13 protein-coding genes are annotated in these 15,390 nt (G+C 68.0%); 6 read left to right on the top strand and 7 right to left on the bottom strand.

What is annotated here, in order from left to right; all coding sequences use genetic code 11:
• From E3T48_RS11815 to E3T48_RS11805, 3 genes are all read right to left on the bottom strand, one after another.
• A partial coding sequence (locus E3T48_RS11815; RefSeq protein ID WP_338145238.1) for a biotin/lipoyl-containing protein occupies positions 1–406 on the bottom strand: 406 nt, incomplete at its 3' end.
• A gap of 67 nt (positions 407–473) precedes the next feature.
• Entirely contained in the window at positions 474–1,847 is a 1,374-nt protein-coding gene (lpdA, locus tag E3T48_RS11810; protein WP_134524256.1) for a dihydrolipoyl dehydrogenase, read from the bottom strand.
• Positions 1,848–1,944: 97 nt separating this feature from the next.
• Entirely contained in the window at positions 1,945–3,441 is a 1,497-nt protein-coding gene (locus tag E3T48_RS11805) for a leucyl aminopeptidase (protein ID WP_134524255.1), read from the bottom strand.
• Positions 3,442–3,536: 95 nt separating this feature from the next.
• Between E3T48_RS11805 and E3T48_RS11800 the strand changes: the two genes are divergently transcribed.
• The 5 genes from E3T48_RS11800 to E3T48_RS11780 all read left to right on the top strand — a co-directional run bounded on the left by E3T48_RS11800 (position 3,537) and on the right by E3T48_RS11780 (position 9,483).
• Entirely contained in the window at positions 3,537–4,460 is a 924-nt protein-coding gene (locus tag E3T48_RS11800; protein ID WP_134524254.1) for a proteasome assembly chaperone family protein, read from the top strand.
• Between the two features lie 82 nt (positions 4,461–4,542).
• On the top strand, positions 4,543–5,877 hold the full coding sequence (locus E3T48_RS11795) for an MFS transporter (RefSeq protein ID WP_134524253.1): 1,335 nt from the start codon (positions 4,543–4,545) through the stop codon (positions 5,875–5,877).
• Between the two features lie 230 nt (positions 5,878–6,107).
• Entirely contained in the window at positions 6,108–7,466 is a 1,359-nt protein-coding gene (locus tag E3T48_RS11790) for an RNA polymerase sigma factor (protein WP_134524252.1), read from the top strand.
• 8 nt (positions 7,467–7,474) lie between these two features.
• Positions 7,475–8,743 (top strand): MurT ligase domain-containing protein, encoded by a 1,269-nt coding sequence (locus E3T48_RS11785; protein WP_134524251.1) that lies wholly within the window; start codon positions 7,475–7,477, stop codon positions 8,741–8,743.
• Positions 8,743–9,483 (top strand): type 1 glutamine amidotransferase, encoded by a 741-nt coding sequence (locus E3T48_RS11780; protein WP_134524250.1) that lies wholly within the window; start codon positions 8,743–8,745, stop codon positions 9,481–9,483. Before E3T48_RS11785 ends, E3T48_RS11780 begins: the two co-directional genes overlap by 1 nt.
• A 121-nt stretch (positions 9,484–9,604) precedes the next feature.
• Here E3T48_RS11780 and E3T48_RS11775 read toward each other — a convergent pair whose 3' ends face one another.
• Positions 9,605–9,856 carry a DUF7455 domain-containing protein gene (locus tag E3T48_RS11775; protein WP_134524249.1) on the bottom strand — a complete coding sequence of 84 codons (252 nt, stop codon included), beginning with the start codon at positions 9,854–9,856 and terminating at the stop codon, positions 9,605–9,607.
• A gap of 173 nt (positions 9,857–10,029) precedes the next feature.
• Between E3T48_RS11775 and E3T48_RS11770 the strand changes: the two genes are divergently transcribed.
• Positions 10,030–12,111, top strand: a complete 2,082-nt coding sequence (locus E3T48_RS11770) for a DNA gyrase/topoisomerase IV subunit B (protein ID WP_134524248.1) — start codon at positions 10,030–10,032, stop codon at positions 12,109–12,111.
• Here the strand turns inward: E3T48_RS11770 and E3T48_RS17425 are convergent.
• The 3 genes from E3T48_RS17425 to E3T48_RS11760 are packed head-to-tail and all read right to left on the bottom strand — an operon-like array spanning position 12,108 to position 15,365.
• Positions 12,108–12,428 (bottom strand): SDR family NAD(P)-dependent oxidoreductase, encoded by a 321-nt coding sequence (locus E3T48_RS17425; RefSeq protein ID WP_198417668.1) that lies wholly within the window; start codon positions 12,426–12,428, stop codon positions 12,108–12,110. The genes E3T48_RS11770 and E3T48_RS17425 overlap by 4 nt on opposite strands.
• A gap of 14 nt (positions 12,429–12,442) precedes the next feature.
• The gene (locus tag E3T48_RS17420; protein WP_198417667.1) at positions 12,443–12,850 is read right to left on the bottom strand and encodes an SDR family NAD(P)-dependent oxidoreductase; all 408 of its coding nucleotides are present in this window, start codon (positions 12,848–12,850) and stop codon (positions 12,443–12,445) included.
• Between the two features lie 28 nt (positions 12,851–12,878).
• Positions 12,879–15,365, bottom strand: a complete 2,487-nt coding sequence (locus E3T48_RS11760; protein ID WP_134524247.1) for a DNA gyrase/topoisomerase IV subunit A — start codon at positions 15,363–15,365, stop codon at positions 12,879–12,881.
• Between the last annotated feature and the right edge of the window lie 25 nt (positions 15,366–15,390).

Below are 15,390 nucleotides of genomic sequence, written 5' to 3'. Positions count from 1 at the left end.
GAGCCAGAGGTGCTGCGACGGGTGCCACATTCACCGGGGCCGGTGCGACGGGCGCAGGCTCGATCGGTGCGGGCGCGGCCGGTGCCTCGGCGACCGGTGCCTCGGCGACCGGTGCCTCGGCGACCGGTGCCTCGGCGACCGGTGCGGCGGCGGGAGCCGCCGCTGCCGAGCCGTCACCGATGGTCACCAGGGGGGTTCCGACCTCGACGGTCTCGTCTTCCTGAACCAGGATGGCCTCGATGATGCCCGCAACGGGGGACGGGATTTCCGTGTCCACCTTGTCGGTCGATACTTCCAACAGCGGCTCGTCGACTTCGACGTGGTCGCCCACGTTCTTAAGCCAGCGGGTTACCGTACCCTCTGTGACACTCTCACCGAGTGCCGGGAGGTTAACGGATTCGCTCATGCGTCTGTCTCCTTCAAAACCATTTGTCTGTAATTTGCTTACTGAGAGTCTGCGTGCCGGGATTCGGCTACATCGCGTGCAGGGGCTTGCCGGCCAGGGCAAGGAAGGCTTCGCCGAGCGCCTCGTTCTGGGTGGGGTGCGCGTGCAGGAACGGGGCGATGTCCTCGGGGTACGCCTCCCAGTTCACGACCAGCTGGCCCTCACCGATCAGTTCGCCCACGCGGGCGCCGATCATGTGCACTCCGACGATGGGTCCGTCCGACACGCGTACAAGCTTGATCGAACCGCTCGTGCCGAGGATGGAACTCTTGCCGTTTCCGCCGAGGTTGTATTCGTAGGTGGAGATCTTGTCGGCACCGAATTTCTCGGCGGCCTTGGCCTCCGAGTAGCCGACCGAGGCGATCTCGGGGTCGCAGTAGGTGACCTTCGGGATGTTGACGTCCTCGACCACGATCGGGTTCAGGCCCGCGATTTCCTCGGCGACGAAGATGCCCTGCTGGAAGCCGCGGTGTGCGAGCTGCAGGCCGGGCACGATGTCGCCGACGGCGTAGACGCCGGGGATGTTCGTGGCGAGGCGCTCGTCGGTGATGACGAAGCCACGGTCGACCGTGATGCCGACCTCTTCGAAGCCGAGTCCCGCGGTGGCTGCGCCGCGACCGACGGCCACGAGGAGGAGGTCGGCTTCGACGGTGGCGCCGTTTTCGAGGGTGACGACGACCCCGTTCTCGTCCTGGCTGACACTCTGGAACCGGATGCCGAGGGAGTACTCGATGCCGCGCTTGCGGAAGGCTCGTTCCAACTGCTTGGAGACGGACTCTTCCTCGTTCGGGACCAAGTGGGGGAGCGCCTCGATGATTGTGACGTCGGCGCCGAACGACTTCCAGACGCTGGCGAATTCGACGCCGATGACGCCGCCGCCGAGGACGGCGACCTTGCGGGGCACGTAGTCGAGTTCGAGGGCGTGCTCGCTGGTGATGACCCGCCCGCCGACCTCCAGGCCGGGCAGCGACCGAGAGTACGAACCGGTCGCCAGGACGACGTTCTTGCCGACGATGGTGTCCTCGCCGACCTGCACGGTCGTCGGGGAGACCAGTCGGCCTTCACCGGCAATGACGGTGATGCCGCGGGCCTTGATCAGGCCCTGCAGCCCCTTGAACTTGGAGGCGACGATTCCCTCGCGGAACGCGGTGACGGCCTGCATGTCGATGCCGTCGAACTGCGTCTTCACGCCGTACTTCGCGGACTCCCTGCTCACGTCCGCAACCTCTGCGGAGTGCAGGAGCGCCTTGGTCGGAATGCAGCCCAAGTGGAGACAGGTGCCACCGAGCTTGCCCTTCTCGATCAGGCCAACGGTGAGGCCAAGCTGGACCGCACGCAATGCCGCTGCGTATCCACCGCTTCCTCCACCGAGAACGACAAGGTCAAAATTCTGTTCCGACACCCAGATACTCCCTCGTGCATCACTAACTCGGTTCGCCGGGAAGACGACGCCGCAGGCATTCGCTGACCGGCAAGCTTATCTTGCCTCCTTGACTGTACTACGGGCGTGAAAAGTCCTCGGCCAGTCGAAGCAGTGCCCGAAGCGAAATCCCGGTCGGTCCGGCGCTGGTGAAACCGAATGCGCTGCCGGTGTTGTGAGCCGGGCCGGCAATGTCGAGGTGCGCCCACGGGATCTTCACCGCGTCGTCGCCCTCGCCGCGGGTGCCGATGAACTCACGGAGGAACACTCCGGCCAGCAGCATTCCTCCTGCGGCGCTGCCGATCTTCGCATTCGCAATGTCCGCGACGTCGGAGCTGAGGAGGGGGCGAAGTTCGTCGGGCAGCGGCATCGGCCAGGCCTGCTCGCCGACGGCCTTTCCTGCGTCGAGGACCCTGGCGACCATCGTGTCGTCGCCCATCACCGCGTAGTACCGGGTGCCGAGGGCGACGATGGCCGCCCCGGTCAGGGTGGCCACGTCGATGATGGCGTCGGGCGCTTCTTCACCGGCCGCGACGAGGCCGTCCGCGAGCACCAGGCGGCCCTCCGCGTCGGTGTTCAGCACCTCAACGGTCTGGCCGCCGCGGATCCGGAGCACATCGTTGGGCCGGATCGCCGACCCGGACGGCATGTTCTCGGCGATGCAGAGCCACGCGGTGACCTTCAGGTCGAGCTCGAGGCGGGCGGCGGCGAGAGTGGCCGCCAGGACGGTGGCTGCCCCGGTCATGTCGTACTTCATGCCCACCATGGATGCCGGCGGCTTCAGCGAGAGTCCGCCGGTGTCGAAGGTGATGCCCTTGCCGACGAGGGCGAGGTGTCTGGTCGCCCCGGCCGGCGAGTAGGTGACCTTGACCAGGCGCGGCGGCCGGGTCGAACCCTGGCCGACGCCGGCGATCCCGCCGAAGCCGTCGGCGACGAGCTGGTCCTCGTTCCACACCCGCACCTCGATCGGCAGGCCGGGCTGGGCGTCGACCGCCTCGACGGCGAGCCGGGCGAGGGACTCGGGGTAGAGATCGGACGGGGGAGTGTTGACGAGGTCCTTGATCAGGCTCACCGCGTCCGCGACGATGCCGACACGGGTGGGGGCATCGCCCAGGTCAAGTCCGGTGTGCATGACGATGTTTCCGGCCGGGAGCTTGGTGGCGGCCAGTGAGCTGTGCCGGTAGGTCGTGAACGAGTACGCGCCGAGCGCCGCGCCCTCCAGGACCGCTTCTGCATCCTCTGCGGTGGTGGTCGGGAACGCGAACGCGACCGAGGAGACCCCGGTGAGCTGGCGGACGGCGGATCCGGCCGCGTGGCGCAGGGCGTCGGCCGTCGGCTCCTGTCCGATCCCGATGATGGCGATGCTGCGGGCCGCACCCACCGAGGCAGGCAGACGCACGAGCTGGTCCCGGGCGCCGGTCACGCCGAGGGAAGCGAGTTGCGCCGACAGGCCGTCGAAGGCAGGGTCTGCGAACAACACGGCGGTTTCGCCGGAGGAGCTCGCCCCGATGATCAGGACGTCGACGTCGGCGTCGATTGCGGGCTGTGCGGACACGGTGAGGCGGGGAACGGTCATCCCTCGATGCTACGGGGCGGTCTGTTCGCTCTCGGCACCACGGCGCGGCGACCGATTCCTTCGACGCACGGATATTGACGTTTAGAGTTAACGACATGCGCGATCCTGGTGACCTTTACGAGTTGACCGCTGATGCCGAGCGCGTCCCGGAGGGCCTGCACCTGGTCGCGGGGCTGACCGGCTTCGCGGATGCCGGGGGCGCGGTGTCGCAATTCACGGAATACCTGCGCAACACCCTCGAGCACTCGGCGATCGCCGGATTCGACGCCGATGTCCTCCTCGACTACCGGGCACGCCGCCCGATCATCTACTTCGACCAGGACCACCTCACCGACTACCGGCCGCCCACCCTGAGGCTGTACCTGGCCCGTGACGAGATCGGGCAGCAGTTCCTGCTCCTGGCCGGCTTCGAACCCGACTTCCGCTGGGAGCAGTTCACGGCGGCGGTGCTCGAATTGGTACGGCGCTTCAAAGTGTCCTCGACCACCTGGGTGCACGCGATCCCGATGCCGGTGCCGCACACCCGTCCGATCGGCGTCACCGTGAGCGGCAACCGTTCGGACCTGATTGAGAGCATGTCCGTCTGGAGGCCGCACACACAGGTGCCGGCCAACGCCCTCCACCTGGTCGAGTTCCGGCTGCAGGAGAGCGGGGCATCCGTCGTCGGCTTCGTCCTGCTCGTGCCGCACTACCTGGCCGACACCGAATTCCCGTCCACGGCTCTCTCTGCCCTGGAGAGCACGAGCGCGGCGACCGGGCTTATCTTCCCGTCCGACAAGCTCAGGGAACAGAACCGTGATTTCGTGGCGAGGATCGACGAGCAGGTGCACGACAACCCCGAACTCGCCAAACTCGTCGGGACGCTCGAGGAGCGGTATGACGCCTATATGGAGGGAAGCACCCTGCGGTCGCCGCTGACCGACGAGGCGGGCGAACTTCCCAGCGCGGACGAGATCGCCGCCGAACTCGAGAACTTCCTGGCCACCCGCCGCAGTCGGGACGACGGCCCGCCCGCGTGAGCTGCGCGGTCAGCACCTCGGTGCGCACCGCCCGCCGGAGCACCCGACCGTTCCGTCTCCCAGCGCGGGTAAGTTGGGGGCAATGAACTCGCGTCGATCCTGGTTGATCTTCTCCATCGGGTCGTTCGCGTACCTGTCCGCCGTATTGCAGCGCTCGTCCCTCGGCGTCGCCGGGGTCGCCGCAACGGAACGGTTCGGCGGCTCGGCCGCGGTGCTCTCCAGCCTCGCGGTGGTGCAGCTGGTGGTCTACGCCGCCGCCCAGGTTCCGGTGGGCGTGCTGATCGACCGGTACGGCCCCAGGGTGCTCGTCATCTCCGGCACCGCGCTGATGGTGGGTGGGCAGCTCACCCTGGCCTTCGCGCCGACCATCGGGGTGGCGGTGGTCGGCCGGATCCTCGTGGGGGCCGGCGATGCCACGATCTTCATCTCCATGATCCGGCTGATCGGCTCCTGGTTCTCCGGCCGGAGCGTGCCGCAGCTCTCCCAGTGGCTCGGCAACATCGGCCAGCTGGGCCAGGTCATGTCGGCCGTGCCCCTGGCCTGGGTGCTGCACACCTGGGGCTGGACGGCCGCGTTCGTGTCAGCGGCATCCGTCGCGGTCGTCGCGCTGGTCGTGGTGATCATCGTCGTGCAGGACCGCCCGGCCGGTGTCCTGGCCGAGGACCGTCCGGCCAGCTGGGCCGCGGCGCTCGCCCTGCTCAAGCACAGTTTCAAGCGGCCGGGCACCCAGCTGGGGTTCTGGTCCCACTATGTGACCCAGTCCTCCGGAACCGTCTTCAGCCTCCTCTGGGGCTTCCCCTTCATGGTCTACGGCCTCGACTACGACCCGTCCTTCGCGGCAGGGATGCTGATGGTCCTGGTCGGGGCCGGGGTGATCGCCGGACCCATCCTCGGAATCCTGACGGCACGGTACCCGTTGCGGCGCAGCAACATCGTTCTCGCCGTGGTCTCGCTGATGGGCACGGCCTGGGCATTTGTCCTGCTCTGGCCGGCGACGCCCCCGTTGTGGCTGGTGGTCGTGTTGCTGGTGGCCCTGGGGATCGGCGGGCCCGGTTCGTTGATCGGATTCGACTTCGCCCGCACGTTCAATCCCCAGCGCAGCCACGGCTCCGCCAACGGCGTCGTCAACGTGGGCGGGTTCACCGCGAGCTTCGTGATGGTCTACCTGATCGGGCTTCTGCTCGACCTTCAGGATGGCTGGCGGGTCGCCGCCGGCGGAACGAGCGACCTGTACTCCCTCGATTCGTTCCGGCTGGCGTTCTCCGTGCAGTACCTGGTTGTCGGACTGGGGGTGGTCTTCCTGCTGAGGGCCAGGGCGCGGACGCGCCGGCGGCTCTCCGATGACGAGGGAATCGAAGTCGCACCGATCTGGGTGGCGGCGGCCCGTGCGTGGCGCCGGCGGAGGCGGCCGGAATAGGATGCGCCTGGCTTGCCTCATACACAAACCATGCAATAATTGTCAATAGGGCCCGTTCTGGTCCTGGGAGCATCGACAATCTTGTCGTTGCGATTAGCCCGGGACTTGACATGGGTCCTCGTACTGCCCAAAATCCACACTGCCCAGGTGTTGAACCGGCCAGATCCACTTCGGCCGATTCGCCCTGGCAGCGCCGCCGGCGACAGCGCCACGGCATGAGAGGTGTTCGAATGGCAACCCGCACAAAATCCGAGCCAAGCGAAGAAACCACCGCGACCACGCCCGGCGTGGCAGAGGCTGATTCCGCGGCCGTCACGGCCCCCGCCAAGGCCGCCGCCGTGAAGAAGACGCTCACCAAGGCCGCCGCCGTGAAGAAGCCGCTCACCAAGGCCGCCGCCGCGAAGGCCGCCGCCGCCCTGGCAGCGAACGCTGCCGGCGAGGAGAAACCGGCGCCGCGCAAGCGCGCCGCGGCCACCAAGACCAAGGCCGCCGCGGGGTCGGACGACCACGATGAGCACCCTGCCGGCGAGGACACGGACTCCGACGACGACGACACGGACGAAGAGGGCAAGAAGCGGGCGGCCGCGGCCGAGCCGCTCCCCAGCGGAGCCCTCGTGCTCTCCCTCGTCGACGACGACGACGAAGTCCCCGTCTACTCCAGCGCCATCACGGGTGCGACCGCCGACCCGGTCAAGGACTACCTGAAGCAGATCGGAAAGGTCGCACTGTTGAACGCGGCCGAAGAGGTCGAGCTCGCGATGCGCATCGAAGCCGGCCTGTTCGCCGAAGACAAGATGGCGGTGATGACCGACTCTGAGAAGAAGAGCGCCCTCGGCCGGGAACTGCAGTGGGTCGCCAAGGACGGTGCTCGGGCGAAGAGCCACCTCCTCGGTGCCAACCTCCGTCTCGTCGTCTCCCTCGCCAAGCGTTACACCGGTCGAGGGATGCAGTTCCTCGATCTCATCCAGGAGGGAAACCTGGGCCTGATCCGGGCGGTCGAGAAGTTCGACTACACCAAGGGCTTCAAGTTCTCCACCTACGCCACCTGGTGGATCCGCCAGGCGATCACCCGCGCCATGGCCGACCAGGCCCGCACCATCCGCATCCCGGTGCACATGGTGGAGGTCATCAACAAGCTGGCCCGCGTGCAGCGGCAGATGCTGCAGGACCTGGGCCGTGAGCCCACGCCCGAAGAACTGAGCCGTGAACTGGACATGACGCCCGAGAAGGTCGTCGAGGTGCAGAAGTACGGTCGTGAACCGATCTCGCTGCACACCCCGCTGGGCGAGGACGGCGACAGCGAATTCGGCGACCTGATCGAGGACACCGAAGCGGTCGTCCCCGCGGACGCCGTCGGGTTCACGATGCTGCAGAAGCAGTTGGAAAGCCTCCTCGACTCCCTGTCCGAACGGGAGGCGGGTGTGATCCGCATGCGCTTCGGCCTCGGCGACGGGATGCCGAAGACGCTCGACCAGATCGGCGACACGTTCGGGGTGACGCGCGAGCGCATCCGTCAGATCGAGTCGAAGACCATGGCGAAACTGCGCCACCCCTCCCGGTCGCAGTCACTACGCGACTACCTCGAATAGGCGGCCGCGTGCGCTACGCACCGGCGATACTCGTCGGCCGGATCGTTCGACTCCTGGCGAGGTGGCGGAAGCCGGGCGGGGGATCTGCGATCCCCGGTCTTGTGGTCAACACCATCGCGCCGGGATTCCTGGCCCGGACTCTGAACGGCTTCCCTGGCGGTCTGGTCATCGTGACCGGGTCGAGCGGCAAGTCCACCACCACGAAGATGCTGGTCGCAGCACTCCGGGCGCACGGCCTCGGCGTGTTCACGAACGAGTCAACGGCCAACATCAGCCAGGGGCTCACCTCGGCGCTGCTTGAGCGGGCCAGCCTGTCCGGCCGCATCGGCGGCGACGTGGCGGTGCTGGAGATGGACGAGGGCCACGGCGCCCTGATCTCGGGATCGCTGAAACCCCGTGTCGTCGCGCTGACGAACGTGATGGTCGACCAGATCGACCGATTCCACAACTCCGAGATGGTCGCTGCCATGCTCGGCAAGATCGCGTCCCGAGCCACCGGAACCGTCGTCGTGAATGCCGACGACCAATACCTGGTGGACCTGGCACTGCACCTCGAGGGCACCGTAGCGGTGTCCCGCTACGGCGTGTCCGGCGATGTCCTCGCTGCGAATCCGCGCGGGCTCGGCTACAGCGTGACCGCTGACCACCGGCTTTCCTCTGCGGACGGCATGCTCCTCACCTCGGTCGACGGCCGCGACGCCACCGTGCTGGTCGACGGCGTCCCGCGCGCCATGGGCCTGCCCGCCCGCGGAACCCACTATGCCGTCGACGCGCTGACCGCCCTCAGCACCGCGCAGGCGGTGTTGGGCGAGAGGTTCGACCCTGCCGTCGCGGTCGCGGCCATCTCGGCGATCCCGCCCGTTTTCGGCCGGGGCGAGGTCGTCACCGTGCGCGGCCGGAAGGTTGAATTCGTTCTCGTGCAGAATCCCGCGAGCTTCCAGCTGAACGTGGACAGCCTCGCGGCGGGAACCGACCAGATCCTGATCGCGATCGGTTCGGATGTCCGCGACCCGTCCTACTTCTGGCCCGTCGACACGTCGGGGCTCGGCCGGGTGCTCTTCGCCTCCGGCTCGAAAGCGCAGGAGATCGCCCTGCAACTTGCCTACGACGACGTCGCCATCGACCGGATCGAGCCGGACCTGGGGCGTGCCCTCGACGACTTCCTCGCCCTCCCCGACCCCCGGATCGGACTGAAAACGATCATCTTCTCAGCCGACTCGATGCGCCGGACCCGGGCCCACCTCGGGCTCGTCTCCAACAAGGCAGGGCGGGACTGATGCGCGCGCTCACCATCGTCTCCGTGCTGCCCGAACTCCTCGGCAGCAACGGCGATGCCGCGAACGCCCGGGTGCTCGCACAGCGCGCCCGCTGGGCCGGCTTCGACGCGGACATCGCCCCGGTGCGCACAGTCGCCGACCTGCCGGAGCAGGTCGACCTCGTCGTGATCGGTTCAGGCTCGGACACCGGGTTGACTGCCGTGCGCGACATCCTTGCCACGATGACGGAGCAACTCCGCGGCTGGTGCGCGGCCGGGATCCCCATCCTGGCCGTCGGCACCGGGTGGGAATTGCTCAGCTGGGGCATCGAGCTCGGCGACGGCGCCATCGTCGAGGGCCTCGGAATCGTCACCGGGCGCGCGGTTCCGCTGCCCGAACGCGCCACGGACGACCTCATCGTCGACTCCCGGCTCGGCCGGCTGGTCGGCTTCGAGAACCACGCCCGCGGCTATGTCGGCGCCGAGGCGTCACCGCTCGGCCGGGTGCGCTCCGGGACAGGGAACGGACCTGTCCCCGGCGGCACCGGCGTCGAGGGCCTCGTCATGGGGAACCTGTTCGGCACCCACCTGCACGGCCCGGTGCTCGCCAGGAACCCCGCTCTCGCCGACCATCTGCTCCGCACGGCGCTGGCCCGCTCCGGCGCGGAGTACGTGCCGGGCGAACAAGCCGCCACGGTCGATGAGATAGCGAAAGCCGCACGCAATGACATCGCGGTGCGGCTTGGACTCACCGCGGAGTAGCCTGCGGCGGACAACCCGGGCTGCGGCCGGTCGCACCCGGACACCGGCATCCGCACGTGAAAGCGGCGCGAACGACCGAAGTCGTCCGCGCCGCCGGCAGCATCTGGTTGCCGACGAAGGACTAGGAGCGCTGATCCTCGAGGAGACGGCTCGACTCGTCGTGCCAGCTCTCGGCGATGGCCGCGAGCTTTTCCTGGTGCTTGCGGCCGTGGTGGGCGCAGAACATCAGTTCGCTGTTGTTGACGACGACTCGGATGTAGGCCTGCGCGCCACAAGCGTCGCAGCGGTCGGCCGCGGTGAGCTGGTGAGGGGCGTTCTGCCCGTCGACGGGACGTTGGTCGATGGCACCATTTCCGGTTGCGATCTGGGACATGCTTTCCTCCTCCAGACTGATACCAAGTGATACCAATTTAACCTGTGCTCCATGTAAACACGGTCTGCTCAGGTTTTCGACTCCGTTTGGTTGCATTTCGCTCACCGCGTAGCCGATTTGGGCCGGGTGTTGCTGGGGAGCCACGGCCCTTCCGGTCGGTATTCTTGACAGTTGTGAGTTCTTCAGACTATTCCGCCCGCCACCTGTCGGTCCTCGAAGGGCTCGAGGCGGTTCGCAAGCGCCCGGGAATGTACATCGGTTCGACCGACTCCCGCGGCCTGATGCACTGCCTCTGGGAGATCATCGACAACTCGGTCGACGAGGCGCTGGGCGGATTCGGTTCCCGGATCGACATCGTCCTCCACGCGGATGAGAGCGTCGAGGTCAGGGACACCGCGCGCGGCGTGCCGGTGGACATCGAGCCCAAGACGGGGCTGACCGGGGTCGAGGTCGTCTTCACGAAGCTGCACGCCGGCGGCAAGTTCGGCAGCGGATCGTATGCGGCGTCCGGTGGCCTGCACGGTGTCGGCGCATCCGTGGTGAACGCCCTGTCAGAGCGTCTCGACGTGGAGGTCGACCGCGACGGCAAGACGTGGGCGATGTCATTCCACCGGGGCGAACCCGGGGTCTTCGCCGACACGGGGGAGAAGAGCCCCGACGCGCCGTTCACTCCCTTCGAGAAGCAGAGCGAGCTCCGCGTGATCGGGAAGGTGAAGCGCGGGGTCACCGGAACCCGCGTGCGTTACTGGGCCGACCGGCAGATCTTCACCAGGGGGGCCGCCTTCCAGACCGAGGAACTCCTCGACCGGGCCAGGCAGACCGCGTTCCTCGTCCCCGGCCTCGCCATCGACATCGACGACCAGCGCACCGCGGAGACCATTCACGAGTCGTTCCAATTCGAGGGCGGCATCTCGGAATTCGTCGACCACCTCGCGACCGACACCGCCATCACCGACACCTGGCGGCTGACCGGAAACGGCAGCTTCACCGAGACCGTCCCCGTGCTGACGGACAAGGGGGCCATGGTGCCGACGGAGCTGACCCGGGACTGCGCCGTCGACATCGCGCTCCGCTGGGGAACCGGCTACGACACCGTCGTCCGCAGCTTCGTGAACATCATCGCCACGCCGAAGGGTGGCACCCACCAGGCCGGTTTCGACGCCGGGCTGCTGAAATTCCTGCGCTCCCAGGTGGAGTTGAACGCACGCCGCCTCAAGATGGGTTCCGACAAGCTGGAGAAGGACGACGTGATGGCCGGCCTGACGGCCGTGCTCACGGTGCGGCTTCCGGAGCCGCAGTTCGAAGGCCAGACCAAGGAAGTGCTCGGAACACCGGCCGTGCGCGCCATCGTCGCCAACGTCGTCGCCCAGGCCATGAACGAGCGGTTCGTGTCCACGAAACGTGACGACAAGACCCAGGCGGCCGTCGTGCTCGACAAGATCGTGGCCGAAATGAAGTCCCGCATCTCCGCCCGGGCGCACAAGGAAACCCAGCGCCGCAAGAACGCGCTCGAGAGTTCCTCCCTCCCGGCGAAGCTGGTCGACTGCCGCAGCAACGACGTGACCACCAGCGAGCTGTTCATCGTGGAGGGCGACTCGGCGCTCGGCACCGCGAAGCTCGCCAGGGACAGCGAGCACCAGGCCCTCCTGCCGATCCGGGGGAAGATCCTGAACGTGCAGAAGGCCTCCGTGTCCGACATGCTCTCCAACGTGGAGTGCGCGTCGATCATCCAGGTGATCGGCGCCGGTTCAGGTCGCAGCTTCGACCTGTCCGCGGCCCGGTACGGCAAGGTCATCATCATGAGCGACGCGGATGTCGACGGCGCCCACATCCGCACCCTCCTGCTGACCCTCTTCTTCCGGTACATGCGGCCGATGATCACCGAGGGACGTGTCTTCGCCGCCGTGCCCCCGCTGCACCGGGTCGTCGTGTTGAACCCGGGCAGCAAGCCCAACGAAACCATCTACACCTATTCGGAGCCCGAACTGCACGCCGTCCTCGCCGGGTTGAAGAAGACGGGCAAGCGCTACCAGGACCCGATCCAGCGGTACAAGGGGCTCGGCGAGATGGATGCCGACCAGCTGGCCACCACCACGATGGAACGCGCGCATCGCACGCTCCGCCGGGTCAGGGTGGCCGATGCGGAAATGGCCGGTAAGGTGTTCGAACTGTTGATGGGCAACGATGTCGCCCCGCGCAAGGAGTTCATCATTGACAGCTCGGACAAGCTCAGCCGCGACCGGATCGACGTCTAGGCGCCGGAGCCGGTTCCGTCCGGGGACGGGCTTCCCGCCGGAACGGTGAATGCCGTGCTCGGCAGGTCGGGCTCATCGGCCAGGATCGCGTCGACGATGCGTCGGGCGACCAGTGCCGGCGAGTGACCGGCGGGCAGCCGTGGCGCCTCTCCGGCGATCGGGTGCACGGACAGGCCGGTTTCGGTGTGGCCCGGTCTGGCGTCGAGAATTCGGATGCCGGTTCGGCGCAGTTCCCTGCCCGCGGCCTTGTCGAAGGCCGCCAGGGCGGCCTTCGACGCGGAGTAGGCGGCCAGGTTGGCGGTGGGGCTTTCGCTCACGACCCCGCTCAGCGTCACCACGAAGGGACGACGCCCCGCGGCGGCGGAGTCGGCCAGGGCCCCTGGCGGGCTGCGCGCAACAGCCGGATCGGGGCGAGGGTGTTCACGGCGAAGAGCCGATCCAGGGTCGCGTCGGTCACCTCGGTCGCCGCTCCGAAGGCGACGACGCCCGCGGCGTTCACGATGCCGTCGAGGCGACCGGTGACATCCGTCGCCCGGGCGACCAGATCGACGATTTCCGCCGGGTCGGCGAGGTCGGCGGTGATGATGGGCCAGCGAAGGTCCAGGGCCTCGAGCCTGTCCCGGTCCCGTCCGCTGAGGATCAGCCGCGCCCCCTGGTCGGCCAGCAGGCGGGCGATGTCACGACCGAGGCCGCCCGAGGCGCCGACGACAAGGATGGATGCGTCACGAAGCCGGGTCATGCCGCCACCTTAGCCGAGGCCCGGGGGGTCAGCCGATCTGGGTGCCGATCTGGGCACCGATCGAACCGACCACGGCGTCGAGCATCGCGCCGGAGGCATCGCGGCGGGAGCCGGTCTCGGGGAGGGAACGAGGCGACCCGTCGGGGCCGACGGCGCGGGCCGGAAGCGGCCCGACCCAGGCGACGGACACCGTGTCCTCGCCCTTGAGGAATCGGTGCGATCGCACGCCACCGGTGGCGCGGCCCTTGGCCGGGTATTCGGAGAAGTCGGACACCTTTGCGCTGCCGGGATCCGTCCCGGCGAGCGTCTGGCTGCCGGTCGCGATCGTGGCGACCACGGCGGACTCGGCTGCGTCCGGGGCCAGGCTGGTGAAGTAGATCACCTGGGTGTCGCCCGCGAGCTTGATCCCGGCCATGCCACCAGCTGTTCGGCCCTGCGGGCGCACTGACCCTGCGGGGAAACGGAGCAGCTGCGAGTCGGAGGCGACGAAGACGAGTTCGTCGGCCTCGGGACCCTGGGCGGCGCCGACGACGACATCCTTCGGCTTCAGGGCGATGATCTCGAAGTCGGGCTTGTTCGCCCAATCTCCCGGGGTGACGCGCTTCACGATGCCGAAGCGGGTGCCGAGCGCGATCGCCTGGTCGGAGTCGAGGGAGACCAGGGCGAGCACCTTCTCCTCCTTGTACGGCAGGGCAAGGTAGTCCCCGATGCGCACGCCCGCGGCCAGCTGGATCGAGGTCGGGGGCATCACGGGCAGGTCGACGGGGGAGAACCGGATGAGGCGCCCCAGGCTGGTCACGGCGCCGACCTCGGTGCGGCTCGTCGTGTCCAGGCTGGACAGGATCGCGTCGTGCTTGCTGCGGCGCTGCGCCGGGACGATCCGCTCGGTCAACGGCTCATCCGCGGAGGGAAGGTCGACCCGGGCGATCCGGCCGGTCGTGCTGAGGTAGAGCCGGGTTGGGGTGTCGGTGACCTCGAGTATCGCGGCCGTGCGCTTCGCGGCGGCGCCGGCGATGCTCGGCCTCGCCTCGGTGAGCACGGTTCGCCGCGGAGTACCGAAGCGTTCGGCCACGGACGCGAGCTCGTCGGACACCAGGGTGCGGATGGCCTGCTTGCTGCCGAGAAGTTTCTCGAGTGCGGCGATCTCCGCGAGCAGCTGGTCGCGCTCGGTTTCCAACTCGATCCGGGAGAACCGCGTCAGCCTGCGCAGCCGGAGTTCGAGGATGTACTCGGCCTGGATCTGGCTCAGGTCGAACACGTCGATCAGGCGGGTGCGGGCCTGCTCGCTGTCGTCGCTGGCGCGGATCACCTGGATGACCTCGTCGATGTCGAGGATGGCCACGAGGAGACCCTCGACCAGGTGCAGGCGTTCCTTGCGGCGGGCCAGGCGGTACGCCGACCGCCGGGTGACAACCTGAATCCGGTGGCCGACGTAGACCATGAGCAGTTCGCGCAGGCCGAGGGTTTGCGGGCCGCCGTCGACGAGGGCGACGGCGTTGATGTTGAACGAGTCCTCGAGCGGGGTGACCCGGTACAGCTGCTCGAGCACCGCCTCGGGGCTGAACCCGGTCTTGATGCCGATGACGAGGCGCAGCCCCTTGGTGCGGTCCGTGAGGTCGGTGACATCCGAGATGCCGCTGAGCTTCTTCGAGTTCACCCCGTCCTTGATCTTCTCGATGACCCGCTCCGGGCCGACGAGGTAGGGCAGCTCGGTGACCACCAGGCCCGCCTTGCGGGCGGTGATCGACTCGACGGAGACGCGGGCCCTGGTCTTGAAACTGCCGCGGCCGGTGGCGTAGGCGTCCTTGATCCCGGCCAGGCCGACGATGGTGCCGCCGGTCGGCAGGTCGGGACCGGGTACGAACTCCATCAGGTCTTCGAGAGTGGCGTCCGGGTACGCCAGCAGGTGCCGGGCGGCGCCGACGACCTCGATCAGGTTGTGCGGCGCCATGTTCGTCGCCATCCCGACGGCGATGCCGCTCGCCCCGTTGACCAGCAGGTTCGGGTACGCCGCGGGCAGCACGTCGGGCTGGGTGAGCTGGTTGTCGTAGTTGGGCACGAAGTCGACGACGTCCTCGTCGAGGTTCTCCGTCATGGCGAGGGCCGGGGCGGCCAGGCGGGCCTCCGTGTAGCGCGGCGCGGCCGGGCCGTCGTCCAGGGAACCGAAGTTGCCGTGGCCGTCGATCAGGGGCACCCGCAGGGTGAACGCCTGCGCCATCCGCACGAGGGCGTCGTAGATCGCCGTGTCGCCGTGGGGGTGCAGCTTGCCCATCACCTCGCCGACCACCCGGGCGCTCTTGACATGCCCGCGGTCTGGGCGGAGGCCCATTTCGCTCATCTGATAGAGGATGCGGCGCTGCACGGGCTTGAGCCCGTCCCGCGCGTCGGGCAGCGCACGGGAGTAGATCACCGAGTAGGCATACTCGAGGAAGGACCCCTGCATCTCCGTCGACACGTCGACGTCTTCGATGCGTTCGGTGAAGTCGGCGGGCGGCGTGCTGTTTGAACGGCTCATTCGTGAATCCTGTTGAGGCGTGCTG

It is taken from the genome of Cryobacterium fucosi, from assembly GCF_004403515.1.
Classification (GTDB): domain Bacteria; phylum Actinomycetota; class Actinomycetes; order Actinomycetales; family Microbacteriaceae; genus Cryobacterium; species Cryobacterium fucosi.
Note: the sequence above shows the minus strand (reverse complement) of the source record. Positions and strands in the feature narration are given on the sequence as shown.

What these genes read in the sequence shown, in the direction of transcription:
- E3T48_RS11805 (WP_134524255.1), bottom strand. Translation starts at nt 3,441, where the DNA reads ATGACCGTTCCCCGCCTCACCGTGTCCGCACAGCCCGCAATCGACGCC.
- E3T48_RS11800 (WP_134524254.1), top strand. Translation starts at nt 3,537, where the DNA reads ATGCGCGATCCTGGTGACCTTTACGAGTTGACCGCTGATGCCGAGCGC.
- E3T48_RS11795 (WP_134524253.1), top strand. Translation starts at nt 4,543, where the DNA reads ATGAACTCGCGTCGATCCTGGTTGATCTTCTCCATCGGGTCGTTCGCG.
- E3T48_RS11790 (WP_134524252.1), top strand. Translation starts at nt 6,108, where the DNA reads ATGGCAACCCGCACAAAATCCGAGCCAAGCGAAGAAACCACCGCGACC.
- E3T48_RS11780 (WP_134524250.1), top strand. Translation starts at nt 8,743, where the DNA reads ATGCGCGCGCTCACCATCGTCTCCGTGCTGCCCGAACTCCTCGGCAGC.
- E3T48_RS11775 (WP_134524249.1), bottom strand. Translation starts at nt 9,856, where the DNA reads ATGTCCCAGATCGCAACCGGAAATGGTGCCATCGACCAACGTCCCGTC.
- E3T48_RS17420 (WP_198417667.1), bottom strand. Translation starts at nt 12,850, where the DNA reads ATGACCCGGCTTCGTGACGCATCCATCCTTGTCGTCGGCGCCTCGGGC.
- E3T48_RS11760 (WP_134524247.1), bottom strand. Translation starts at nt 15,365, where the DNA reads ATGAGCCGTTCAAACAGCACGCCGCCCGCCGACTTCACCGAACGCATC.